This is a genomic window from Streptomyces sp. SID5464, from assembly GCF_009862985.1.
In the GTDB taxonomy this organism is placed as follows: Bacteria; Actinomycetota; Actinomycetes; order Streptomycetales; family Streptomycetaceae; genus Streptomyces; species Streptomyces chartreusis_D.
The window spans coordinates 1-23,782 of record NZ_WWIQ01000048.1 but is presented as its reverse complement, the minus strand read 5'-3'; the positions used below and the strand labels follow the sequence as shown (position 1 = coordinate 23,782).

The following is a 23,782-nucleotide window of genomic DNA, read 5'->3' as shown; positions in this document are numbered from 1 at the left end:
GGGGCTGCGAAAATCATGAAGATCCACAAGTACGACACCGTCATCGTCGGCGCCGGTGGCGCCGGTATGCGCGCCGCCATCGAGTCGACGAAGCGCAGCCGCACCGCCGTGCTCACCAAGCTCTACCCCACCCGCTCCCACACGGGCGCCGCGCAGGGCGGCATGGCCGCCGCGCTGGCCAACGTGGAGGAGGACAACTGGGAGTGGCACACCTTCGACACGGTCAAGGGCGGTGACTACCTGGTCGACCAGGACGCCGCCGAGATCCTGGCGAAGGAGGCCATCGACTCCGTCCTCGACCTGGAGAAGATGGGCCTGCCGTTCAACCGCACTCCGAACGGCACCATCGACCAGCGCCGCTTCGGCGGTCACAGCCGGAACCACGGCGAGGCCCCGGTCCGCCGCTCCTGCTACGCGGCCGACCGCACCGGCCACATGATCCTCCAGACGCTGTACCAGAACTGCGTCAAGGAGGGCGTGGAGTTCTACAACGAGTTCTACGTCCTGGACCAGCTGATCACCGAGGTCGACGGCGTGAAGCGCTCGGCCGGTGTGGTGGCCTACGAGCTCGCCACCGGCGAGATCCACGTCTTCCAGGCGAAGGCCGTGATCTACGCGTCCGGCGGCTGCGGCAAGTTCTTCAAGGTGACGTCAAACGCGCACACGCTGACCGGTGACGGCCAGGCGGCCGTCTACCGCCGGGGCATCCCGCTGGAGGACATGGAGTTCTTCCAGTTCCACCCGACCGGCATCTGGCGCATGGGCATCCTCCTGACGGAGGGCGCCCGCGGTGAGGGCGGCATCCTCCGCAACAAGGACGGCGAGCGCTTCATGGAGAAGTACGCGCCGGTCATGAAGGACCTGGCGTCCCGTGACGTCGTGTCCCGCTCCATCTACACGGAGATCCGGGAAGGCCGCGGCTGCGGCCCCGAGGGCGACCACGTCTACCTCGACCTCACCCACCTCCCGCCGGAGCAGCTGGACGCCAAGCTGCCCGACATCACGGAGTTCGCGCGGACGTACCTCGGCATCGAGCCGTACACGGACCCGATCCCGATCCAGCCCACCGCGCACTACGCGATGGGCGGCATCCCGACGAACGTCGAGGGTGAGGTCCTGGCGGACAACACCACCGTCGTCCCGGGCCTGTACGCGGCCGGCGAGGTCGCCTGCGTGTCGGTGCACGGCGCGAACCGCCTCGGCACGAACTCGCTCCTGGACATCAACGTCTTCGGCAAGCGGGCCGGCATCGCCGCGGCCGAGTACTCCCAGACGGCGGACTTCGTCGAGCTGCCGGAGAACCCGGCCGAGTTCGTGATGGAGCAGGTGGAGCGGCTGCGTGACTCCACCGGCACCGAGCGCGTGACGACGCTGCGCCGTGAGCTGCAGGAGACCATGGACGCCAACGTCATGGTGTTCCGCACCGAGCAGACCATCAAGACGGCGGTCGAGAAGATCGCGGAGCTGCGCGAGCGCTACAAGAACGTCTCGATCCAGGACAAGGGCAAGCGGTTCAACACGGACCTGCTGGAGGCCATCGAGCTGGGTAACCTGCTCGACCTCGCCGAGGTCATGGCGGTCTCCGCGCTCGCCCGCAAGGAGTCCCGCGGCGGTCACTACCGCGAGGACTACCCGAACCGCGACGACGTCAACTTCATGCGGCACACCATGGCGTACCGCGAGGTCGGCGCCGACGGCTCCGAAACCGTCCGTCTCGACTACAAGCCGGTCGTCCAGACCCGCTACCAGCCGATGGAGCGTAAGTACTGATGGCTACCCCCGTTCTGGACAAGTCGGACGCGGCCGGAAAGCCCGAGCCCGGCTTCGCCGACTCCCCCTACATCACGGTCACCTTCCGCATCCGCCGGTTCAACCCGGAGGTCGCGGCGGAGGCCAGCTGGGAAGACTTCCAGCTGGAGATCGACCCGAAGGAGCGCGTCCTCGACGCCCTCCACAAGATCAAGTGGGACCTCGACGGCACGCTGACGTTCCGCCGCTCCTGCGCGCACGGCATCTGCGGCTCGGACGCGATGCGGATCAACGGCAAGAACCGCCTTGCCTGCAAGACGCTGATCAAGGACATCAACCCCGAGAAGCCGATCACGGTCGAGGCCATAAAGGGCCTGACGGTCCTGAAGGACCTGGTCGTGGACATGGAGCCGTTCTTCCAGGCGTACCGGGACGTCATGCCCTTCCTCATCACGAAGGACACGAACGAGCCCACGCGCGAGCGTCTGCAGTCGGCCGAGGACCGCGAGCGCTTCGACGACACGACGAAGTGCATCCTCTGCGCGGCCTGCACCACGTCGTGCCCGGTCTTCTGGAACGACGGCCAGTACTTCGGCCCGGCCGCGATCGTCAACGCGCACCGCTTCATCTTCGACTCGCGTGACGAGGCGGGCGAACAGCGCCTGGAGATCCTCAACGACCGCGACGGCGTCTGGCGCTGCCGCACGACCTTCAACTGCACGGACGCCTGCCCGCGCGGCATCGAGGTCACGAAGGCGATCGCCGAGGTGAAGCGAGCGCTGATCACGCGCCGCTACTGAGGCCGTCTGCCGTACGGCTGTGAGGGCCCTGTTTCCGCTGGAAACAGGGCCCTCGGGCATATGCCACACTCACGGGTGAACATGGCTGCGAAGGACGCAATGACGTCGTCCGACCTACGATGATGCTCTCGACACCAGCCCCCAGGAGGCACCTGATGTCCGCAGCTTCCGTCGAGCAGCCCTTCCACCAAGAAGAGCCGGTCACCCTGACGACCATCGCCGACGAGATCATGGAGCGCCATCCGGGCTACCGCGTCGAGATCATCGCAGGCCATCTCCTCGTGACCCCGTCCTCGGATGCTCCCCACGCCCGTGCACTGACCAAGCTCATGCGCCCGTTCATCGCGGCAGGACTGGACGACGGCGAAACCGAGGTCCTTCAGAACGTCGGGCTCTGGCTGCCCACCGGCGCCGAGGACTACGCCATCCCGGACCTCGTGGTGGTGGACGCCGACATCGACGACCACTTCGTCGAGAACAACGCGTACGACCCGGCCTGTTTCCGTCTCGTCCTGGAGGTCACCTCCGGGAACTGGAAGGACGACCTCAAGACCAAGGTCGCCGCCTACGCCGACGCCAAGGTGCCCGTCTACGTCATCGTCGACCGCAAGCACCAGCGCCTTCACGTCCTCACCGACCCGGCCGGGAATGGGTACGAGAACCACCGTCCTCACGCCCCTGGCGAGATCGTCACCCTCCCCGACTCCATCGGCGCCAAGGTCACCTTGGACGTTGCTGAAATCCTGAAGGCAGGCCAAGCGAAAAAGGTCGCGTGACCCGATCCGGACAGAAACGGAACGTGACCGGCCACTTAAGGCTCGGCACCTGTCACGGCTGTAACTCCCGTGGCCAGACTGCCGCATGGCATACCTCAGAAGGGCCGCCGCAGCGCTGCTGGCCACGGCTTCCGCGCTGCTCACGGCATCCCCCACCGCCTCGGCGGCACCCTCCCCGGTCCTCGCCCGGGAGAGCTTCGACCGCCTCCCCCTCGGCCCGGTCGCCCAAGGCCGCGACTGGACCTCGGACACCTCCGACGGCACACTGACCGTCACCCGCGCCTCCACCGGCCACGGCCGTGAACTCCGCATCCGCACCGAGGGCAACGGCCGCGCCTTCCTGGTGTTCCCACACCTGGCTCCCCCCGGCAACAGCTTCTGGGCCCGGATGCGGCTGAGGGTGGACGCGTTCCCGACCGCCCCCGACTGGGCGCACTGGACCCTTGCGGAGGCCTCCGGCCGGGACTCCCCGACCTTGGTCCGTCCGCTCGGCGGCCAGTACGTGCCCACGGAGAAGCGCAACTTCTACGGTGTCGGCTCCGACCTCGGACCGACCGGGGACTGGACCGCGTGGAAGACCTCCGCGCCGGCGACGGCGGGTAAGTGGAGCTGCGTCGAGTTCCATCTGGACGCCAGGGACAACCGCGTCACGGTCTACTTCGACGGCGTACCCCAGCCCGACCTGACCGTCTCAACCGACCAGCACGGCGGTACGTCCGGTCCGTTCGTCTTCCCTGCCTTCGAACAGCTCAAGCTGGGCTGGCAGTTGTACCAGGCGGACCCGAGCCCGTCGTCGTACGAGGTCCGGCTGGACGACATCGCGCTGAGCACGCGGAGGATCGGGGGCTGCGCGGCCTGAGGGGCCGGCCCACGTGTTGAACATGTTCAAAAACAGGTCTAGAGTCATCCCCGACAGCGTTTTGAACGTGTTCAAGAAGGGTGGGGGCAATGGACCGCACGGTCATCGCCTACGTCATTTACCTGCTGGTCAGCATCGGTCTGACCATCTGGGTGGCCCGCACGCTCAGCCGGAACGGGAGGATCTTCCTCGCCGACGTACTGCACGGCAACGAGAAGCTCGCCGACGCCGTCAACCACCTCCTGGTGGTCGGCTTCTACCTCGTCAACCTCGGGTTCGTCGCGCTGTATCTGAGCGGTGACGAGACCATCACCGACACGCGCGGCGTCTTCGAGGCCCTGTCGACCAAGGTCGGCGTGGTGCTGCTGGTCCTCGGCGTGATGCACCTGGGCAACGTCTACGTGCTCAACCGGATCCGGCGGCGCGGTGCCATGGAGCGCGAGCAGGTACCGCCGGTGCCGCCGCAGGGCTGGGCCGCCCCGCAGGCGCAGGCCTGAGCGGAGAGCGGCATGAACGCCACCGCACCGGTCCGCCGGCTCACCGTCCTGTACGACGCCGAGTGCTCCCTGTGCGCGTTCCTGCGGGACTGGCTCCTGCGGCAACCGAAGCTGGTGCCGCTGGAGCTGGTCCCGGCCGGTTCCGAGGAGGCCCGGGGGCGGTTTCCCGGCCTCGACCACGGCGCCACCCTCGACGAGATCACCGTCGTCGGCGACGCCGGGCAGGTCTACCGGGGCCCCGCCGCCTGGATCGTCACCCTGTGGGCGCTGCGCGAGCACCGTCCGCTCGCCCACCGGCTCAGCACCCCGTCCGGCGCCCGGCTCGCGAGGGGCGCGGTGCTGGCCGCCGCCAAGTGGCGCGGCGCGCAGTGGAACCGGGGGCAGGGAGGCAGGGCGCCGGGAGGCGGGGCGCAGTGGGGCCAGGCTCAGTGGGGCGGCCGGGTGTACCGGCGGGCGGACGGGTGGGCGTACCACCCGGACCTCGGCTGGACCTACACCGCGCCGGGCTGCGCCGACGGCACCTGCGCCCCTCGCCGGGCGCCGGGGCGCTGACGTTAGGCTCTCTTCCCGTGTCCGCGAAGAACGACGGCCCCGACGACGGCGCCACCCCGACCAAGTCCGAGCAGACCCGCGCCCTGATCCTGGAGACGGCCATGCGGCTGTTCCAGGAGCGCGGCTACGACAAGACGACGATGCGGGCCATCGCCAAGGAGGCCGGGGTCTCCGTCGGCAACGCGTACTACTACTTCGAGGGCAAGGAGCACCTGATCCAGGGCTTCTACGACCGGATCGCCGCCGAGCACCAGGTGGCGGTCCGGGAGATCCTGGACCGGGAGAGCGATCTGGAGGCCCGGCTCGCGGGTGTGCTGCGGGCGTGGCTGGACATCGCCGCGCCGTACCACGAGTTCGCGGTGCAGTTCTTCAAGAACGCCGCCGATCCGGACAGCCCGCTCAGCCCCTTCTCCCCGGAGTCGGAGCACGCGCGTGAGGAGGCCATCAGCGTCCACCGGGAGGTGCTGGCCGGGGCGACGAAGACCAAGGTGGCCGAGGAACTGCGGGACATCCTGCCCGAGTTGATGTGGCTGTCCCAGATGGGCCTCGTCCTGTACTGGATCTTCGACCGGACCGAGGGCCGGGAACGCAGCTACCGGCTCGCCGAGCGCGGGGCCCGGCTCACCGCGCGTGGAGTCGCACTGGCCCGCTTCCGGGTGCTGCGGCCGCTGGTGCGCGAGGTGCACGAACTGTTCACGGACTTCCTGCCGGGGATGACCCGGGCGATCCCGGACCCGGCCGCGCGCCGGACCGACTCCCAGAGCACCGGCCCTGGAGCGGCGTGAGGCTCCCTAGAGCCGCGTGAGGCTCCAGAGGCGGAACACGCCCGTGCCGTCCGACAGGTACTGGCCGCCGCCGATGTCCTCGGTGGTGACGACGTACTCCTTCGCCTGCCACAGCGGCAGCACCGGCACGTCCTGGGCGACGGTCTGCTGCACCGACTGGAAGTCCCGGTCGGCCTCGCCGCGGTCGGCGTAGCGCTGGCTGTCCTGGATGAGCCGGTCGACGGTCTTGCTGCTGTAGCCGGTCTTCATGGCGCTGCCGGTACCGACGAGCGCGGCTCCGAAGGTGTCCGGGTCGGGGAAGTCGGCGACCCAGCCGACGGCGTACGCGTCGAGCTTGCCGCTCGCCCAGCGCTTCTGGAAGTCGGTCCACTCGTAGCCCTTGAGGGTGACCTTGAACAGGCCGCTCGCCTCCAGCTCCCGCTTGATCTCGGCGGCCTCCTGCGCACCGGCGCCACGGCCCTTGGCGTAGCCGTAGGTGAAGCGGACCGGCAGGGTCACGCCGGCCTGGGTGAGCAGCTGCCGTGCCTTCTTCGGGTCCTGGCGCGGGTAGTCGTCGAAGAATGAGGCGGTGTGCCCGGTGAGGCCCGCCGGGATCAGGGAGTACAGCGGGTCGACGGTGCCGTCGTAGACGTTGGCGGCCAGCCGCTCGCGGTCGATGAGCCAGGCCATGGCCTGCCGGACCTTCGGGTCGTGCAGGGGCTTGCCCGCACGGGTGTTGAAGTACAGGTTGCGGGTCTCGGAGCTCTCCGACTCGAAGACGCGCTGCGCGGGATCGCTCGGGTTCAGGCCGGCGAGGACCGCGGGCGGCAGCTGGTCGGTCGTGACCTCGACGCGCTTGTCCTGCCACGCGGCGTCCAGGGCGGCGGGGGTGGGGTAGTAGCGCAGTTCGACGGGCCGGCCCGCGCCGCCCTTGACGGCACCCTGGTAGCGGCTGTTGGGCGCGAGGACCGCCGAGGCGTCCTTCGTGTAGGAGGTCAGGGTGTACGGGCCGGTGCCGTCGACACCGCTGCCGGTGCGCAGCTTGTCGGCCGGGTACGCGGTGTGGTCGACGATCGAGCCCGCGCCGGTCGCCACCTTGAACGGGAACGTGGCGTCGGGCGAGGACAGGTGGAAGGTGACGGTCAGCCCGTCGGCGTCCACGGAACGGAGGGTGTCGAGCAGGGGGGCCGGGCCGACCGGGGAGTTGATCTTCATGATCCGGTCGAAGGAGTACTTCACGTCCTCGCCGGTCATCTTCCGGCCGCTCGGGAAGGTGAGGCCGGAGCGCAGTTCGCAGCGGTACGTGGTCAGGTCGCCGTCGGCGAACGCGCAGCTCCTGGCCGCGTCGGGTACGGGTGCGGTGCCGCCCGGGGCGAAGGTGAGCAGCGACTGGAAGACGTTGCTGAACAGCGCCCAGGAACCGGCGTCGTAGGCGCCGGCCGGGTCGAGCGACGTGACGGCGTCCGTCGTGCCGACCGTGATGGTCGTGCCGTCCTTCTTCGACGGCACGAGCTGCCAGGCGCCCACCCCCGCTGCCGCCAGGACGAGCAGTCCCGCGAGTATCCGCATGCGAACCGATCGCATCGGCCTTGCCCTCCCAGGCCCGTGGGCCCTTGTGCCAGTGCCACACCCCTTTGTGGCGGCCTCACCCAATCACAGGTGTTTGAGCTGGCGGAAGGGAGATCTGACGAGTTGGGAAAGAACTTACCGATGGGCGTTTCCGTCCGGTTTCACAGCGCTCTCACAGGGTCAGGCCTGTCGCGACGCCAGCTCGATCAGGGTGATGTCCGACGGTGCCCCCACCCGGGTGGGCGGGCCCCAGGCGCCCGCGCCGCGTGAGACGTAGAGCTGGGTGTCGCCGTAGCGCTCCAGGCCCGCGACGGTCGGGTTCGCGGCGGCCGCGATGAGGTTGCCGGGCCAGAGCTGGCCGCCGTGGGTGTGGCCGGAGAGCTGGAGGTCGACGCCGTGCTCGACGGCGTCGTGGATCTGCACGGGCTGGTGGGCGAGCAGCACGCACGCGCGTGCCGTGTCCCGGTCGCCGAGGGCCCTGGCGTAGTCGGGGCCCTGGCCCTCGTCCTCGCCTGCGACGTCGTTGACCCCGGCCAGGTCGAAGTACGGCATCTCCCTGCGGGCGTTCTCCAGGGGGGTGAGGCCGAGGCGGCGGACCTCCTCGACCCACTGCTCGGCGCCGGAGAAGTACTCGTGGTTCCCGGTGACGAAGTAGGACCCGTGACGGGCCTTCAGCTGGGCCAGCGGGGCCGCCGCGGGGCCAAGGTCCTTCACGCTGCCGTCGACCAGGTCGCCGACGACCGCGATCAGGTCGGGCTGGGTCGCGTTGATCGTGTCGACGACCTTCTGTGCGAAGCCGCGGCCCAGGACCGGGCCGAGGTGTACGTCGCTGACCACGGCGATCCGGTACCCGTGCGCGGCGCGCGGCAGTTTGGCCAGCGGCACGGTGACCCGCTTCACCTTGGGCCCACGCAGCACGCCGTACGTCCCGTACCCCACGGTCCCGACAGCGGCGGCCGCGGCGGCCCCGGCGACGACCCGGGAGACGAAGAGACGGCGGGACGGGCCGGTGGGGGTGGAGACGGTGGTGTCGGGGGTGGCGGGGGCGGGGTCGTCCTGGGGGTGCGGGGCGGTGGCGGAAGCGGTAACCGCACCGCCGGACGCACCGGCGCCGGGCGCCCCGGCGCGTTCGGCCTGCGGCACGGCCGCCGTCGTCGAAGCCGTCACTCCGCCAGGCACACCGGCAACGTCCGGCCGTGGCCCGGCCTCCGGCGAGGCCGTCACTCCGCTTCGCACGCCGGCGTCGCTCTCCGCCCGCTCCCCAGCCGCCGTCGTCGCCGAAGCAGTCGTCCCGCCGGGCATCCCGGCACCGTCCGCCTGCGGCACGGTCGCAGTCGCCGAGGCCGTCGCTCCGCCGCGCGCACCAGCGACGCCCTCCCCCGGTGAACCGGCGGCTGTCGCGGAAGCCGTCACTCCGCCAGGCACGCCGGTGCCGCGGTCCGTCCCCGGACCAGTCGCCGTCACCACCGGCCCGTGCTCCGGGCCCGCCGCCTTCGTCCTCGCCCGCCGCGCCAGGAACCACCGCAGCAGCGGCCGTACGAACTCTCCCGCCACGACCGCCAGCAGCAGGTATATCGACAGGGCCAGCCACAGGAAGCCCGGCCAGGCGAGGACCTGCTGGAGCCAGAAGGGGACGCCGGTGCGTTCGGCGACCAGGGCCGTGATCGCGAGGAGCCAGCCGCCGGCGATCAGGGCCGCGCCCGCGCGGCGGGTGAGGCCCGGGCCGCGGGTCGTGTCGCGGAAGAGGCGTCGCCACACGTACCAGTTGGCCGTCACGATGACGGCCAGGACGAGGGTTGCGACGAGTACGAAGACGATGGCCACGGTGTCGTGTCTCCCGATTGCCGTTATGACGTCCGGCGCAGTGCGCGCAGACCACGCAACCCGATGGCCCCGATGGCCGTCCCCAATACGAAGGAAACGACAGCGAGCAGCAGGTGCACCCAGAAGTACGCCGTGGGATGACCGTCGTCGAAGGCGAGCCCACTGCTGTCCTTGACGAGGTTTTTGACGAAAGTGATCCAGATGACCCAGCTCCACACCCCGAAGGCGAGCAGGAACCAGGAGACGGGGCGGCTGAGCTTCATGCACCCAGTATCGCCAGAGCGTGTCCGGTTCCGTTCGCGGGGTGGGGGCGCAGGCGGGACTTCCCTGCGTACTGCATGTACGTTTCCGACCGTGCCCGCACCGAAGAAGACCGCCAGGCGATACCTGCTGGTCACCTCCGCCGTCCTGTCGTCCCTCGCCCTGGCCGCGCCCGCCGCCGTCGCGGCCCCGAGCCCCTCGGGCAGTCCGTCGGCGAGCCCGTCGGCCACTCCCCCGGCGTCGATGTCGACCGTGGGCGGCGCCCGGCTCGGACAGCCGGGCACGCAGGTGAACCTCGCGAGCGGCGTGCCGGTGCTGCCGAAGGACGTGAGCGCCCGCTCCTGGATCGTCGCCGACGCCGAGTCCGGTGACGTGCTGGCCTCGCACAACGCGCACTGGCGGCTGGCCCCCGCGAGCACGCTCAAGATGCTGTTCGCGGACACGCTGCTGCCGAAGTTCCCGAGGACGTCCAAGCACAAGGTCGTCCCCGCCGACCTGGCGGGCATCGGCTCGGGGTCCAGCCTGGTCGGGATAAAGGAGGACGAGACCTACACCGTCCACGACCTGTGGCTCGGCGTCTTCCTGCGCTCCGGCAACGACGCCGTGCACGTGCTGTCGGCGATGAACAAGGGCGTCGACAACACCGTCAAGGAGATGAACGAGCACGCCGAGGAGCTCCAGGCCCTCGACACGCACGTCGTCAGCCCGGACGGCTATGACGCCGAGGGGCAGGTCTCGTCGGCGTACGACCTGACGCTGATCGCGCGCTCGGGGTTGCAGAAGAAGGACTTCCGGGAGTACTGCTCGACGGTCCGCGCGAAGTTCCCGGGCCAGACGAAGAAGGGCAAGAAGGGCAAGACGGTCCGCGAGTCCTTCGAGATCCAGAACACCAACCGGCTGCTGAGCGGCGACGCGGACCTGCCCGTCTACCAGGGCATCGCCGGCGTCAAGAACGGCAACACCACCAACGCGGGCGCCACCTTCACCGGTGTCGCCGAGCGGGACGGCAAGGTGCTGCTGGTGACCGTGATGAACCCCCAGAAGCCGGAGCACAACGAGGTCTACAAGGAGACCGCGCGGCTGTTCGACTGGGGCTTCAAGGCCGCCGGGAAGGTGCAGCCGGTGGGCGAGCTGGTGCCGCCGAAGAGCGCCGCGCAGGCCAGTTCCCAGCCCGGCGTGAACCCCTCCGGTGAGTCCGGCGGCTCCGGGAGCGGCGCGGGCGGCACGGCCGGGACCGGTTCGAAGCCGGTGGCCAGCGCCCCGGCCGCGGACGGCTCCAGCGGCATCGGTATCGCGCTCGGCATCACCGGCGGGGTGCTGGTACTGCTCGCGGGCGGCGCGTTCCTGGTCAACCGCCGTTGGCCGCTGCCGGATCTGGTGCGCCGCCGGACTCGCCCGTGACGCCCGGGACTTCGTCCTCCTCCTTGCTCTGCGTCGCCGTCCAGGAGGCGCAGAACAGCACCAGTTTCGAGGTGAAGTTGATCCACAGCAGCAGCGCGACGGGCACGCCGAACGCGCCGTACATGCTCTTCCCGGCCACGCCCTGCAAATAGCCGCTGAGCAGCAGCTTCAGCAGCTCGAAGCCGACCGCGCCGGTCAGCGCCGCGACGAGCAGACGGTGACGCGTGGGCTCCACGCCGGGCAGCAGTGTCAGGACGTAGAGCAGGAGCAGGAAGTCGGCGAGTACGGCGATCAGGAACGCGGCGATGTGCAGCAGGACTCCGCTCCAGCCGCCTTCGTCGATGCCCAGGTGCCGGGTGATCCAGCCGATCATCGCGGAGGCGACGGTGGAGGCGGCGATGGTGACGAGGAGCGCGCCGCCGAGGCCGATCAGGACGCCCGCGTCCTTGGCGTAGCGCAGGACCGGGTTCTCCTCCTCGGCGGGCAGCTCCCACACCGCGCGCAGGCACTCGCGCATCGAGCCGGCCCAGCTGACGCCGGTGAAGAACAGCAGGGCGCCGGCGATGAGGCCGATCGTGCCGGCGTTGTCCACCAGGCCTGCGATGTCCAGCTGGTCGGAGATGCCGGGCACCTGCTCGGCGAGCTTGTCCTGCAGCTTGTGCTGCTGCTCCGTGCTGAGCGTGGCGGCGGCGATGGTGGCGGACACCGTCAGCAGCGGGAACAGCGCGACGAAGCTCGTGAAGGTCATCGCGGCGGCCAGCCGTGTCCACTTCACGCGGTCCAGTCGCTCGTACGACCGCCACGCGTGGGTGATCATCAGCCGCTCCGCGAACGGCCCGACGACCGGGAGCCTTTTCAGCCAGTCCATGATCCGACTCTGCCCTCCGCCCGGAAGACCCATGTACGGGTACCCCAGAACCGCAGAATCGTGGCCAGTGCCATGCCGATGACCGCGCCGGAGACGGTGTCCGCGCGCTGCGAGGTGAGTCCGAGGCCGTAGTGGCTGACGGCCAGGCACAGCAGTTGTACGGCGGCCCCGGCGAGGTTCACCAGGAAGAAGACGGCGTACGGGCGCAGGCCCCGGACCCGCGTGTTCCGGTAGGTGCCGAGGGCGTTGCCCGCATAGGCGACCGAGCAGGCGGCCAGGAAGGACAGGGCCTTCGCGGTGAGCGGGCCGAGTCCGGCGGGCCCGCGCAGGCATGTGAAGAGGGCCAGGTCGACGGCGTAGGCGAGGAGACCGACGGCGGCGAAACCCAGGAGCTCACGGCGGCAGGGGGCCGTGGGGCCCGACCACGCGCGCGTGGTCACCAATTGGCCACCGCCAGGCCGTACATCGCCACCCATACCAGGCCGATGAGGGCGAGTGCCCGGTCGCGCAGGACGACGTCCTCGGGTTCGCCTGCCGTGCCGCGGTCGGCGAAGACGGCGTACCGGAGGATCGCGAGGACGAAGGCGACCATGGACAGCTGCCGCCAGGGCAGCACGCTGGTGTGCGGGACGCCGCCCTCCTCCATGGCCCACAGGCAGTAGCCGAGGACGGCGACACCGGCGGCGAGCTGCCAGACGAAGCGGAGGTAGCCGGTGGTGTACTCGGTGAGCAACGCGCGTGTGGCGCCCGCCGTTCCGGCCATCTGCACGGCTTCGGAGTAGCGCTTGGCCGACACCATGAACAGCGCGCCGAAGCCGGTCGTGATCAGGAACCAGCGCGACAGCGGGATGCCGAGGGCGAGCCCGCCGATCATCGCCCGCATCAGGAAGCCGGTCGTGACGACGACGAGGTCGACGACGAGGACGTGCTTGAGGCTGACGCAGTAGGCCAGTTGCATGCCCAGGTAGGCGGTCAGCAGGGCGGCGACGGCCGGGGAGCAGACCCAGAGCGCGGCGGCGGGCGCGAGGACGGCGAGGCCGCCGCCGACGGCGTAGGCGAGAGGCACGGGGACCTGCCCGGCGGCCACCGGGCGGTGCCGCTTGGTGGGGTGGACGCGGTCGGCGTCGGCGTCTCGGGCGTCGTTGACGAGGTAGACGGCGGCGGCGCAGGCGGTGAAGAGGAGGAAGACGAGGGCGAGTTGGATCAGGGCGTGCCGGGAGAAGAGCTCGCCGGCGGCCGCCGGGGCGGCGGCCACCAGGACGTTCTTCACCCACTGCTTGGGACGCGCGGTCCGGAGGAGGCCGGCCAGGAGACCGCCCTTGCGGGGTGCCGCGGGCCGCTCCTCGTGGCCGCGCTGCCGCAGGATGGCCGTCTCAGTCATGGTGGGCCGCTCCCTTCATCCAGCGGGCGCCGAGCCGGGCCGTGAGCGCGCCGAGGGCCGCGCCCGCCGCGACGTCCGAGGGGTAGTGGACGCCCGCCACCAGCCGCGAGACGCACACGGCGGCGGCGAGCGGCGGGACGGCGCGCGCTCCCAGGGCGCCGAAGGCGACGGCGGCGGCAGCGGCGGAGGTGGCGTGCGAGCTGGGGAAGGAGTGCCGGCCGGCGGTGCGCACCAGGGGCTCGACGTGTGCGGGGCGCGGGCGGCGCACGACCCGCTTCACCCCCATGCTGACGAGGTGCGCCCCCGCGGTGAGCGCCGTCCCGCGCAGCCAGGCGCCGCGTCTCCTGCCGTCGACGGCGGCTCCGGCGAGCCCCGCCGCCAGCCACAGCGCCGCGTGCTCACCCGCCCAGGACAGGGCGCGTGCGGCGCCTGCCACGCGCGGGTCGGTGCCGCACGCCCTGAGCGCCGAAACGATCCGGTGGTCCATGTCGTGCAGGTCGTCGAGGTCGTCCATGTGGACTCACTGTTCACGCCCACCTGGCCTGAACTCCGGCAATATTGAGCGACATCCCATTAATCACCCGTTTCGGGGAGGGCTGCCATGTTCTCTAACTAATAGCTCACATGGGGGCGATACGGTCACGAACATGTCTGCCGACACCGATTCCGTCCCGGACGTCACGGGCCTGGACCACACCACCGTCACCGGCTGGGGCCGCACCGCTCCCACCGCCGCCCGGCTGATCCGCCCGCGGACGTACGAGGAGGCCGCGGCGGCCGTCCGCGACTGCGGGGCGCGCGGCGGGATCCCCCGGGGCCTGGGACGGGCGTACGGGGACGCGGCGCAGAACGCGGGCGGGTCCGTGCTCGACATGACGGGCCTGGACCGCGTCCACGCGATCGACGCAGACGGCGGCACCGTGCTGTGCGACGCGGGCGTCTCCCTGCACCGGCTGATGGAGGTGCTGTTGCCGCTCGGCTGGTTCGTGCCGGTCACCCCGGGCACGCGCTACGTCACCGTCGGCGGGGCGATCGGCGCCGACATCCACGGCAAGAACCACCACGTCTCGGGCTCCTTCGCGCGCCACGTGCTGGCCCTCGAACTGCTCACCGCCGACGGCGAGATCCGCACGGTGATCCCCGGCACGCCCCTGTTCGACGCCACCGCGGGCGGCATGGGACTGACCGGGGTGATCCTCACCGCGACGATCCGGCTCCAGCCGGTCCAGACCTCGCTGATGTCGGTCGACACCGAACGCGCGGCGGATCTCGACGACCTGATGGCCCGGCTGGCGGCCACCGACCAGCGCTACCGCTACTCGGTCGCCTGGGTCGACCTGCTGGCCCGGGGCGCCGCCACCGGCCGCGCGGTGCTCACCCGCGGCGACCACGCCCCCCTGGACGCCCTCCCCGCCCGCCTGCGCCGGGACCCGCTGTCCTTCCGCACGCCCCGCTTGCCGTCCGCCGCCGTCCTCCCCGAGGGCCTGCTCAGCCGCACGACCGTGGGCCTCTTCAACGAGCTCTGGTACCACAAGGCCCCCCGCTCGCGGTCCGGCCAACTCCAGCGCATCTCCGCCTTCTTCCACCCCCTCGACGGCGTCCCCCACTGGAACCGCGTCTACGGCCGGAGCGGTTTCGTGCAGTACCAGTTCGTCGTCGGCTACGGCCAGGAGGACGCCCTGCGCCGCATCGTGCGCCGCATCTCGGAGCGCCGCTGCCCGTCCTTCCTGGCGGTCCTCAAGCGCTTCGGGGAGTCCGACCCGGGCTGGCTGTCCTTCCCGGTCCCCGGCTGGACGCTGGCGCTGGACATCCCGGCGGGCCTGCCCGGCCTCGGCGCGTTCCTCGACGAACTCGACGAGGAGGTCGCCACCGCCGGCGGACGCGTCTACCTCGCCAAGGACGCCCGGCTGCGCCCGGAACTGCTCGCGGTCATGTACCCACGGCTGGACGACTTCCGGGCGCTGCGGGCGGAACTGGATCCGCACGGGGTCTTCACGTCCGATCTGTCCCGCCGCCTCAGCCTCTAGCGCAGGCACAGGCACCGGCACACCAGGCAACCTCTAGGAGCTGTCATGAAGGACGCCTTCGGTCTCCCCCAGTCCCTGCTCGTCCTCGGCGGTACGTCGGAGATCGCGCTGGCCACCGCCCGCCGGCTGATCGCCCGCCGTACCCGCACGGTCTGGCTGGCAGGCCGCCCGTCGCCCGCGCTGGAGGAGGCCGCAGGGCGGTTGCGCGGGCTGGGGGCCGATGTGCACACCGTCGCCTTCGACGCGCTCGACCCCTCCTCCCACGAGGCCGTGCTGGGCAAGGTCTTCGCCGAGGGCGACATCGACATGGTGCTGCTCGCCTTCGGCCTCCTCGGCGACCAGGCCCGCGACGAGCGGGACCCGGAGGCGGCGGTGCGGGTCGCGCAGACCAACTACACCGGCGCGGTCTCGGCGGGCCTGGTGTGCGCCCGCTCGCTCCAGTCCCAGGGGCACGGCTCGCTGGTCGTCATGTCCTCCGTCGCGGGCGAGCGGGCCCGCCGCGCGAACTTCATCTACGGCTCCAGCAAGGCCGGACTCGACGCCTTCGCCCAGGGGCTGGGCGACGCGCTGCACGGCACGGGCGTGCACGTCATGGTCGTACGCCCCGGGTTCGTCCGGACGCGGATGACCGCCGGACTGCCCGAGGCACCCCTCGCGACGACGCCCGAGGCGGTGGCGACGGCCGTCGAGCTGGGGCTGCGGCGCCGCTCGGAGACGGTGTGGGTGCCGGGCGCGCTGCGCGTGGTGATGTCGGCGCTGCGGCACATGCCGCGCGGGGTGTTCCGGCGGCTGCCGATCTGACCTACCGGCGGATCACCAGGTCGGGACCGAGCCGCGCTCCACGTGTCCGGCCTGGGGCGGGACGACCGAGCCGCCGAAGGGGAACTCGCGGAGCTTGCGCCAGACGCCGTCGGCGCCCTGTTCGTAGAGGGCGAAGCCGGTGCACGGCCACTCGGCCTCGTAGCCGGCGAGTTCCTCGAAGGCGCGGTCCATGGCCGCCTCGTCGATGCCGTGCGCCACGGTGACGTGGGGGTGGTACGGGAACTGCAGTTCGCGTGCGACCGGCCCGGCGGGGTCGCGGACCTGATCCTGGAGCCGCGTGCAGGCCTCCGCTCCCGCGACGACCCGGACGAAGACGACCGGGGACAGGGGCCGGAAGGTGCCGGTCCCCGACAGCCGCATCGGGAACGGCCGGCCGGCCGCGGCGACCTCGGTCAGGTGCGCCTCGACGGCCGGCAGGGCGGACTCGTCGATCTCCGTCGGCGGCAGCAGGGTGACGTGCGTGGGGATGCCGTGAGCCGCGGCGTCGCCGAAGCCCGCGCGCAGCTGCTGAAGCCGGCTGCCGTGAGGCTCCGGGACCGCGATCGAGACACCGATCGTTACGGTCCCCACGTCGTCTCCTGTCGTTAAGTTTGCGGGTCGCTGATACGACCACCCGGTTATCGACTGTACGGCCACGACCCGGTTACAGGCAGGCGCAACCGGAGTGATGTACAGCGCTGTGCGGTGGTACGGCCGTGCGCGGGAGCGGGTTCAGTGCTTGGCGGGCAGGAAGCCGACCTTGTCGTACGCCTGGGCGAGGGTCTCCGCGGCGACGGCACGGGCCTTCTCGGCGCCCTTGGCCAGGATCGAGTCGAGCGTCTCCGGGTCGTCCAGGTACTGCTGGGTGCGCTCCCGGAACGGCGTCACGAACTCGACCATGACCTCGGCGAGGTCCGTCTTGAGCGCGCCGTAGCCCTTGCCGGCGTACTTCTCCTCCAGCTCCGCGATGCCCTCCCCGGTGAGGGTCGAGTAGATCGTGAGGAGGTTGCTGATGCCCGGCTTGTTCTCGACGTCGTAGCGGATCACCGTGTCCGTGTCGGTGACCGCGCTCTTGACCTTCTTGGCGGTGGTCTTCGGCTCGTCGAGGAGGTTGATGAGGCCCTTCGGCGTGGACGCCGACTTGCTCATCTTGATCGACGGGTCCTGAAGGTCGTAGATCTTCGCCGTCTCCCGCAGGATGTACGGCTTCGGGACGGTGAAGGTCTGGCCGAAACGGCCGTTGAAGCGCTCGGCGAGGTCGCGGGTCAGCTCGACGTGCTGGCGCTGGTCCTCGCCGACCGGGACCTCGTGCGCCTGGTAGAGCAGGATGTCGGCGACCTGGAGGATCGGGTACGTGAACAGGCCGACGGAGGCGCGCTCGGCGCCCTGCTTGGCGGCCTTGTCCTTGAACTGCGTCATCCGGCCGGCCTCGCCGAAGCCGGTGAGGCAGTTCATGACCCAGGCGAGCTGGGCGTGCTCGGGGACGTGGCTCTGGACGAAGAGCGTGCAGCGGTCCGGGTCCAGCCCCGCGGCGAGCAGCTGGGCGGCGGCCAGGCGCGTGTTCGCACGCAGGTCCTTCGGGTCCTGCGGGATGGTGATCGCGTGCAGGTCGACGACCATGTAGAAGGCGTCGTGGGTCTCCTGGAGGGCCACCCACTGGCGGACGGCGCCGAGGTAGTTGCCGAGGTGGAACGAGCCGGCGGTGGGCTGGATACCGGAGAGCACGCGGGGTCGGTCAGAGGCCATGTTGCTTATTGTCTCAGAGGCCCGCGGGTGGTTCCGGCGGTGGGGAACTGCGGACCCGTCGTGGCAGGTCGCGCAGTTCCCCGCGCCCCTTACGGGGCGCTTCAGCCGAGGTCGATCTCGGGGTACAGCGGGAAGGCCGCCACCAGGTCCGTCGCGCGGTGGCTGATCTCGTCGGCGATCTTCGCGTCGAGGACGTGGGCCGCCTTGGACGGGGCGCCCGACTTGGTCGTGCCCGGCTCGGTGGTGGTGAGCACGCGGTCGATCAGGCCGGCGACCTCGTCCATCTCCGCCGTGCCGAGGCCCCGGGTGGTCAGGGCCGGGGTGCCGATGCGGATGCCGGAGGTGTACCAGGCGCCGTTCGGGTCGGCGGGGATCGCGTTGCGGTTGGTGACGATGCCCGACTCGAGCAGGGCGGCCTCGGCCTGGCGGCCGGTGAGACCGTAGGAGGAGGCGACGTCGATCAGGTTCAGGTGGTTGTCCGTGCCGCCCGTCACGAGGGTCGCGCCGCGGCGCATCAGGCCTTCGGCGAGGGCGCGGGAGTTGTCGACGATGCGCTGGGCGTAGTCGCGGAAGGACTCCTGGCGGGCCTCGGCGAAGGCGACCGCCTTGGCGGCCATCACGTGCGGGAGCGGGCCGCCGAGGACCATCGGGCAGCCGCGGTCGACCTGGTCCTTCAGGGAGTCGTCGCACAGGACCATGCCGCCGCGCGGGCCGCGCAGCGACTTGTGCGTGGTCGTCGTCACGATCTGGGCGTGCGGGACCGGGTCGAAGTCGCCGGTCAGGACCTTGCCCGCGACCAGCCCGGCGAAGTGCGCCATGTCGACCATGAGCGTCGCGCCGACCTCGTCGGCGATCTCGCGCATGATCCGGAAGTTCACCAGACGGGGGTACGCGGAGTAGCCGGCGACGATGATCAGCGGCTTGAACTCGCGGGCCGAGGTGCGCAGGGCCTCGTAGTCGATGAGGCCGGTGGCCGGGTCCGTGCCGTAGGAGCGCTGGTCGAACATCTTGCCGGAGATGTTCGGGCGGAAGCCGTGGGTGAGGTGGCCGCCGGCGTCCAGGGACATGCCCAGCATGCGCTGGTTGCCGAAGGCGCGGCGCAGCTCCGCCCAGTCGGCCTCGGAGAGGTCGTTGACCTGGCGGGCGCCGGCCTTCTCCAGGGCCGGGACCTCGACGCGCTGGGCGAGGACCGACCAGAAGGCGACGAGGTTGGCGTCGATGCCGGAGTGCGGCTGGACGTAGGCGTGGCGGGCGCCGAAGAGTTCCTTGGCGTGCTCGGCGGCGAGGGACTCGACGGTGTCGACGTTGCGGCAGCCGGCGTAGAAGCGGCGGCCGATGGTGCCCTCGGCGTACTTGTCGCTGAACCAGTTGCCCATGGCCAGGAGGGTGGCCGGGGAGGCGTAGTTCTCGGAGGCGATCAGCTTGAGCATCTCGCGCTGGTCGGCGACCTCCTGGCCGATGGCGTCGGCCACGCGCGGCTCGACGGCGCGGATGACGTCGAGGGCGGCGCGGTAGGCGGTGGAAGCGGTGGAGAGGGGCTCGGCTGGCATGTGTGGACCTCCGGACGTTGCGTTCAGCGTTCACGGTACGGCCCAGGCGCACGGCACGGTTCCGGTACCCGGCGTTCAGCCAGGTCCGGGGGCCGCTCCCCGATGGTCGGTCCCATCCCAGCACGCCAGTCACGGCCCGGGGGCAGCCTACCCGGTGAGGGGGCGGGGGAGCATCTGCCGGGGGTCGGCTAAAGGATCACGTGGGGCAGGAAGCGGGCGTACTCGTCCGTGATCAAGCCCGATGATTCGCGGATGCCCAGGCCCGCCGACTCGTTCTCCACCACCCACGCGCCCAGGACCACGTGGTTGCCGTCGAAGTCGGGCAGGGGAGCCAGTTGCTGGTAGCAGCAGGGTTCGTCGCGGAGGGTGGGAGGGGATCCGGGGTCGTGGATCGTGACGCCCGCGCCCTCTCGGCCCAGGAGGGGCTTGGCCACCCAGCCCTTCGTGGACAGGTCCCGGGGGCCGTCGAGGTAGGCCGGGAGGAGGTTGGGGTGGCCGGGGTGGAGCTCCCAGAGGATCGCGAGCAGTGCCTTGTTGCTGAGGAGCATTTTCCAGGCCGGCTCGATCCAGAGGGTCGTGCCCGTGCCGCCGCCGTTGTCGAGGGTGTCCAGGACGTGGTCGGCGAAGCGGTCGGTGGTGAGCCACTCCCAGGGGTAGAGCTTGAAGATGCTGCGGATGAAGCGGAGGCGGTTGTCGACGAAGCGGCCGGAGAGGCGGTCCCAGCCGATCTCCTCCATGGAGATCCAGTCGGTGGCCAGGCCTGCTTGCTCGGCCGTTTCCTTCAGGTAGGCGACCGTCATCATGTCCTCGCCGAGTTCGTCGGCGGAGGAGTACGCGAAGTACAGGGGGCTGCCCGGCGGGAGGAGGGCGGCCTGTTTCCTCCAGGCGTCGATCAGTCGCTCGTGGAGGGAGTTCCACTGGTCGGCGCCGGGGAAGCGGTCCTCCATCCAGAACCACTGGGGGGACGCGGCCTCGACCAGTGAGGTGGGGGTGTCGGCGTTGTACTCCAGGAGCTTGGCCGGGCCGGTGCCGTCGTAGCGGAGGTCGAAACGGCCGTAGACGGAGGGGAGTTCGGCACGGCGGTGCCAGGACTCGGCGACCGTCCGGGCCACGCGGGGATCGGTGATGCCCAGGTCCGCGAAACGGTCTTCCGTGACGATGTGGTCGGCCGCCGCCAGGCACATGCGGTGGAGTTCCTCGACGACCTCTTCCAGGGCCTCGATCTCCTCGAGGGTGAAGGCGTAGTAGGCGCTTTCGTCCCAGTAGGGGCGCAGGGAGTCGTCGGGGTAGCGGGTGAGGGGGTAGATCAGGCCCTGTTCCTCGACGGTCTGCTGCCAGCCGGGGCGGGGGGTGATGGTGCGGCGTTCCATGCGCGTACGGCCCGGTCAGCCGCCGCCGCTGCCGGAGCCGGAGCAGCCGAAGCCGCCCCGGTCGACGGCCTCGCTGCGGCTGAAGGTGCCGTTGTCGGCGTAGCGGCCGCTGACGTCGGCGTCGTAGTACCAGTCGGCGTTCGTGGTGCTGGTCTTGCCGGTCTTCTTGCGGCCCTTGCCGGAGGAGGAGGACGAGGAGCCCGACTTGCAGTTCTTGTCGGCGACGATCTTGTAGCCGTTGATGTAGTCGTAGCTGTCCCGGTCCACGCAGCGGCGGTCCGGGTCGGAGCCGCATGCGGACAGGGCCGCCGCGAGGACACCCATGCCGCCCAGCACCACCGTGCTGGAGCGCAGTCGTCGCCGTGTTTCAGCCATTGCGTGTCTCCCCGTGTCCCCGTGTCCCCGTGCACTGCGTGTCTCTGTCATGTACTGCCGAGCGGCCAGCCTAGAGACCGGTGTGAACGGACGTACATGACCCCCCGGTTCACGCCCCCTCCCCTACTGTCGTTTTGTGATCTTTGGATTGGTGTGCGCCCTTGATGCGGCGGTCTGCTTCGGTACGGCGACGGTGTTGCAGGCGATGGCCGCGCGGGCGGTGGCGAGCGGCCCGGGCGGGGACGTGGCGCTGTTGTGGCGGGCGCTGCGGCAGTGGCGGTATCTGGCCGGGCTCGGGATGGACGGGCTCGGCTTCCTGCTCCAGATCGTCGCGCTGCGGTCGGTGCCGATCTACGCCGTGGGGGCGGCGCTGGCCGCGAGCCTCGCGGTGACGGCCGTGGTCGCGGCGCGGCTGCTCGGGGTGCGGCTGAGCCGTATGGAGTGGGCGGCGGTGGGGGTGGTGTGCGCCGGGCTCGCGCTGCTGGGGTCGGCGTCCGGTGCGGAGGGCGACGAGGGCGGGCCGGTCTGGCTGAAGTGGGCCATGCTCGCGGCGGCGGGCGGGGTGCTGCTGCTCGGGTCGGTGGGCGGGCGGTTGCCGGAGCGGGGACGGGCGCTCGCGCTCGGGTTGGGCGCCGGGCTCGGGTTCGGGGTGGTGGAGGTGGCGGTGCGGCTCATCGACGGGCTGGCGCCCGGTGCGCTCGCCACGAACCCGGCGGTGTACGCGCTGCTGCTCGGCGGCGGGGCCGCGTTCCTGTTGCTGACCTCCGCCCTCCAGCGCGGGTCGGTGACGACGGCGACCGCCGGGCTGGTGCTCGGGGAGACCGTCGCGCCCGCGCTGATCGGCGTGGTGTGGCTCGGGGACCGTACGCGGCCGGGGCTGGGCTGGCTGGCGGTGTTCGGTTTCGCGGTGGCGGTGGCCGGGGCGCTGGTGTTGTCGCGGTTCGGTCAGGCGCCGGTCGAGCAGGGCGCGAGCACGGTTACGCCCAGGTGATCGGGGAGCTCACGCCCAGGTGATCCGGGGTGTTTCCCACGTGCCGGAAAGCTTCACTTTCCGGACGATCGGAAAATTGTTTGTTGAATCTTGAACGCGGGTGAACCGCTTTCCGTATGGGACGGCGTGACCAGTAATCCCGTCACGGTCACCGTGGCCTATCGCGTGACGCCGGGCCGTGCGGCCGACTTCCACTCCTGGGGGTGGGCCATGCTGGGCGCGACCGCGCGGCAACCGGGGTTTCTGGGGGGTGGGGTACTTGTCGACGGAGGGGCGGAGTGGCATGTCGTCTATCGCTTCGCCAGCGAGGGTTCGGCCCTGGCCTGGGAGGCATCGCCTTCCCGGGCACAGTGGGACGGCCGGCTGGACGGGCTCGCCCAGGAGACGGAGCGCAGGCGGGTACCGGGGCCCCGGGCCTGGTTCGAGGCGCAGACTCTGACACCCGCGCCGCCGGCTCCGCCGTCGAAATGGAAACTGTGGTTCGTGAATATGAGCGCGGTTTTTCCGCCGGTGCTCCTGTTCAATCTGACGGTGCTTCCCTATCTCGGTGACCTCAATGCGCTGATCCGCACGTTGTTGTTGTGTCTGTGCGTGACGGCCCTTGTCACCTGGATTCTCATGCCGCGGCTCCAGCGTTTCTTCAGGAAATGGCTGTACCCGTCGCTCCAGGCGCTCCGCGGACGGCACAAACGCCGGGCCACGTAGGCCCGCGAACGAACAGAGGGAGGTGGGCGGGTGAAGACCCTGCTCATCGACAATTACGACTCGTACACGTACAACCTGTTCCAGCTGATCGCCGGGGTCAACGGCGAGGAGCCGGTGGTCATCCGCAACGACGCCGCGGTCGAGGCGGTGCCGGATCTCCTGGAGTTCGACAACCTGGTGGTCTCCCCGGGGCCCGGGCACCCGGCGGACGCGCGTGACTTCGGCATCGCGGCCAGGCTGGTCGCGACCTCCCCGGTCCCGGTGCTCGGCGTGTGTCTCGGTCATCAGGGGATCGCGCTCGGGGAGCGGGGGGTGGTGGGGCCCGCGCCGGTGCCGCGGCACGGGCACCTGTCCACGATCCGGCATGACGAGCGCGACCTGTTCCAGGGCCTGCCGCAGCACTTCACCGCCGTCCGCTACCACTCGCTGTCCGTGCGCGAGCCGCTGCCGGAGATGCTGGAGGCCACGGCCTGGGCGGAGGACGGCGTCCTGATGGGACTGCGGCACCGCACCCGGCCGCTGTGGGGCGTGCAGTTCCACCCGGAGTCCGTCCTCACGGAGTTCGGCCATCGCATGCTCGTGAACTTCCGCAACCTGACCGCGGAGCGGGCCGGCAAGCTGCGGACGAAGAACACGGCGGTCCCGGCACCGGAGGCGGTCCGACGGCGCGTGGTGGTACCGGAGTGCGAGGTCAAAGTCGCCCGGTCGTCGGCGAGGGGCGGTCGGCCTGCGGCCGTGGGCCGGGCAGCGGTGATCCGGTCGGCCGGGGCCGCCTGGTTCGGTGGTGCCGTGCCGTCCGGAGCGGCCGATCCGTCCGCAGCGCCTGGTCGGCCCGGCGGGGCCGACCCGTCCACAGCGTCCCGTCGGCCCAGCCGGGCCGACCAGTCCACCGACACCGGGATGGCCGACGGGATGG

Annotated in this window: 25 protein-coding genes; 13 read left to right on the top strand and 12 right to left on the bottom strand. The window is 70.8% G+C overall.

Translation table 11 applies throughout. The features are described 5' to 3' along the window. The first annotated feature begins 15 nt into the window (after positions 1-15). From sdhA to GTY47_RS22910, 7 genes are all read left to right on the top strand, one after another. Entirely contained in the window at positions 16-1,770 is a 1,755-nt protein-coding gene (sdhA, locus tag GTY47_RS22940; RefSeq protein ID WP_010047071.1) for a succinate dehydrogenase flavoprotein subunit, read from the top strand. Next, positions 1,770-2,549 (top strand): succinate dehydrogenase iron-sulfur subunit, encoded by a 780-nt coding sequence (locus tag GTY47_RS22935; protein WP_010047069.1) that lies wholly within the window; start codon positions 1,770-1,772, stop codon positions 2,547-2,549. Before sdhA ends, GTY47_RS22935 begins: the two co-directional genes overlap by 1 nt. 155 nt (positions 2,550-2,704) lie before the next feature. Beyond that, positions 2,705-3,325: a Uma2 family endonuclease gene (locus tag GTY47_RS22930; protein ID WP_010047067.1), complete on the top strand. Its 621-nt coding sequence runs from the start codon at positions 2,705-2,707 to the stop codon at positions 3,323-3,325. An 85-nt stretch (positions 3,326-3,410) separates the two neighbouring features. Then, positions 3,411-4,184 carry a hypothetical protein gene (locus GTY47_RS22925; protein WP_010047065.1) on the top strand — a complete coding sequence of 258 codons (774 nt, stop codon included), beginning with the start codon at positions 3,411-3,413 and terminating at the stop codon, positions 4,182-4,184. 89 nt (positions 4,185-4,273) lie between these two features. Continuing rightward, positions 4,274-4,681: a membrane protein gene (locus GTY47_RS22920; protein WP_010047061.1), complete on the top strand. Its 408-nt coding sequence runs from the start codon at positions 4,274-4,276 to the stop codon at positions 4,679-4,681. Between the two features lie 12 nt (positions 4,682-4,693). After that, positions 4,694-5,233, top strand: a complete 540-nt coding sequence (locus GTY47_RS22915; protein ID WP_010047060.1) for a DCC1-like thiol-disulfide oxidoreductase family protein — start codon at positions 4,694-4,696, stop codon at positions 5,231-5,233. Between the two features lie 17 nt (positions 5,234-5,250). Then, the gene (locus GTY47_RS22910) at positions 5,251-6,018 is read left to right on the top strand and encodes a TetR family transcriptional regulator (RefSeq protein ID WP_010047059.1); all 768 of its coding nucleotides are present in this window, start codon (positions 5,251-5,253) and stop codon (positions 6,016-6,018) included. 6 nt (positions 6,019-6,024) lie between these two features. On the opposite strand, the gene GTY47_RS22905 is transcribed toward GTY47_RS22910, so the two are convergent. The 3 genes from GTY47_RS22905 to GTY47_RS22895 form a co-directional block, all read right to left on the bottom strand. Next, entirely contained in the window at positions 6,025-7,581 is a 1,557-nt protein-coding gene (locus GTY47_RS22905) for an ABC transporter substrate-binding protein (protein WP_040904207.1), read from the bottom strand. Between the two features lie 165 nt (positions 7,582-7,746). Next, complete coding sequence (locus GTY47_RS22900; RefSeq protein ID WP_010047057.1) at positions 7,747-9,390, bottom strand: metallophosphoesterase; 1,644 nt, start codon at positions 9,388-9,390, stop codon at positions 7,747-7,749. Between the two features lie 23 nt (positions 9,391-9,413). Beyond that, entirely contained in the window at positions 9,414-9,653 is a 240-nt protein-coding gene (locus tag GTY47_RS22895) for a hypothetical protein (protein ID WP_010047056.1), read from the bottom strand. A gap of 91 nt (positions 9,654-9,744) precedes the next feature. Here GTY47_RS22895 and GTY47_RS22890 point away from each other — a divergent pair, with 91 nt between their 5' ends. Continuing rightward, positions 9,745-11,052 carry a D-alanyl-D-alanine carboxypeptidase gene (locus GTY47_RS22890; RefSeq protein ID WP_010047055.1) on the top strand — a complete coding sequence of 436 codons (1,308 nt, stop codon included), beginning with the start codon at positions 9,745-9,747 and terminating at the stop codon, positions 11,050-11,052. Here GTY47_RS22890 and GTY47_RS22885 read toward each other — a convergent pair. Genes GTY47_RS22885 through GTY47_RS22870 form a run of 4 tightly spaced genes read right to left on the bottom strand, consistent with a single transcriptional unit; the run spans position 11,000 to position 13,815 of the window. After that, on the bottom strand, positions 11,000-11,920 hold the full coding sequence (locus GTY47_RS22885; protein ID WP_010047054.1) for a YihY/virulence factor BrkB family protein: 921 nt from the start codon (positions 11,918-11,920) through the stop codon (positions 11,000-11,002). The genes GTY47_RS22890 and GTY47_RS22885 overlap by 53 nt on opposite strands. Further along, on the bottom strand, positions 11,908-12,396 hold the full coding sequence (locus tag GTY47_RS22880) for a GtrA family protein (protein ID WP_231911129.1): 489 nt from the start codon (positions 12,394-12,396) through the stop codon (positions 11,908-11,910). Before GTY47_RS22880 ends, GTY47_RS22885 begins: the two co-directional genes overlap by 13 nt. Continuing rightward, positions 12,357-13,301 (bottom strand): decaprenyl-phosphate phosphoribosyltransferase, encoded by a 945-nt coding sequence (locus GTY47_RS22875; RefSeq protein WP_010047052.1) that lies wholly within the window; start codon positions 13,299-13,301, stop codon positions 12,357-12,359. The genes GTY47_RS22880 and GTY47_RS22875 overlap by 40 nt, the downstream gene beginning before the upstream one ends. Beyond that, positions 13,294-13,815 carry a phosphatase PAP2 family protein gene (locus tag GTY47_RS22870; RefSeq protein WP_010047051.1) on the bottom strand — a complete coding sequence of 174 codons (522 nt, stop codon included), beginning with the start codon at positions 13,813-13,815 and terminating at the stop codon, positions 13,294-13,296. The genes GTY47_RS22875 and GTY47_RS22870 overlap by 8 nt, the downstream gene beginning before the upstream one ends. 133 nt (positions 13,816-13,948) lie before the next feature. Here GTY47_RS22870 and GTY47_RS22865 point away from each other — a divergent pair, with 133 nt between their 5' ends. Further along, the gene (locus tag GTY47_RS22865; protein ID WP_010047050.1) at positions 13,949-15,328 is read left to right on the top strand and encodes an FAD-binding oxidoreductase; all 1,380 of its coding nucleotides are present in this window, start codon (positions 13,949-13,951) and stop codon (positions 15,326-15,328) included. A 45-nt stretch (positions 15,329-15,373) separates the two neighbouring features. Next, the gene (locus GTY47_RS22860) at positions 15,374-16,129 is read left to right on the top strand and encodes a decaprenylphospho-beta-D-erythro-pentofuranosid-2-ulose 2-reductase (protein ID WP_010047047.1); all 756 of its coding nucleotides are present in this window, start codon (positions 15,374-15,376) and stop codon (positions 16,127-16,129) included. Positions 16,130-16,141: 12 nt separating this feature from the next. Here GTY47_RS22860 and GTY47_RS22855 read toward each other — a convergent pair whose 3' ends face one another. The 5 genes from GTY47_RS22855 to GTY47_RS22835 all read right to left on the bottom strand — a co-directional run bounded on the left by GTY47_RS22855 (position 16,142) and on the right by GTY47_RS22835 (position 21,170). Then, a complete protein-coding gene (locus tag GTY47_RS22855; protein ID WP_010047042.1) occupies positions 16,142-16,720 on the bottom strand; it encodes a 2'-5' RNA ligase family protein in 579 nt (192 codons plus the stop codon). A gap of 141 nt (positions 16,721-16,861) precedes the next feature. After that, entirely contained in the window at positions 16,862-17,875 is a 1,014-nt protein-coding gene (gene trpS, locus GTY47_RS22850) for a tryptophan--tRNA ligase (RefSeq protein ID WP_010047040.1), read from the bottom strand. Between the two features lie 101 nt (positions 17,876-17,976). After that, positions 17,977-19,425 (bottom strand): glycine hydroxymethyltransferase, encoded by a 1,449-nt coding sequence (locus GTY47_RS22845; protein ID WP_010047038.1) that lies wholly within the window; start codon positions 19,423-19,425, stop codon positions 17,977-17,979. 188 nt (positions 19,426-19,613) lie between these two features. Next, positions 19,614-20,795, bottom strand: coding sequence for a glutathionylspermidine synthase family protein (locus GTY47_RS22840; protein WP_010047036.1), 1,182 nt, complete (start codon positions 20,793-20,795; stop codon positions 19,614-19,616). A 15-nt stretch (positions 20,796-20,810) separates the two neighbouring features. Next, the gene (locus GTY47_RS22835) at positions 20,811-21,170 is read right to left on the bottom strand and encodes a hypothetical protein (protein ID WP_029181669.1); all 360 of its coding nucleotides are present in this window, start codon (positions 21,168-21,170) and stop codon (positions 20,811-20,813) included. Between the two features lie 148 nt (positions 21,171-21,318). Here GTY47_RS22835 and GTY47_RS22830 point away from each other — a divergent pair, with 148 nt between their 5' ends. The 3 genes from GTY47_RS22830 to GTY47_RS22820 all read left to right on the top strand — a co-directional run. After that, entirely contained in the window at positions 21,319-22,161 is an 843-nt protein-coding gene (locus GTY47_RS22830) for a hypothetical protein (RefSeq protein ID WP_029181668.1), read from the top strand. 90 nt (positions 22,162-22,251) lie between these two features. After that, the gene (locus GTY47_RS22825; RefSeq protein WP_202458563.1) at positions 22,252-22,866 is read left to right on the top strand and encodes an antibiotic biosynthesis monooxygenase; all 615 of its coding nucleotides are present in this window, start codon (positions 22,252-22,254) and stop codon (positions 22,864-22,866) included. A gap of 30 nt (positions 22,867-22,896) precedes the next feature. Beyond that, on the top strand, positions 22,897-23,782 hold an 886-nt coding region (locus GTY47_RS22820), incomplete at its 3' end, for an aminodeoxychorismate/anthranilate synthase component II (RefSeq protein ID WP_010047022.1).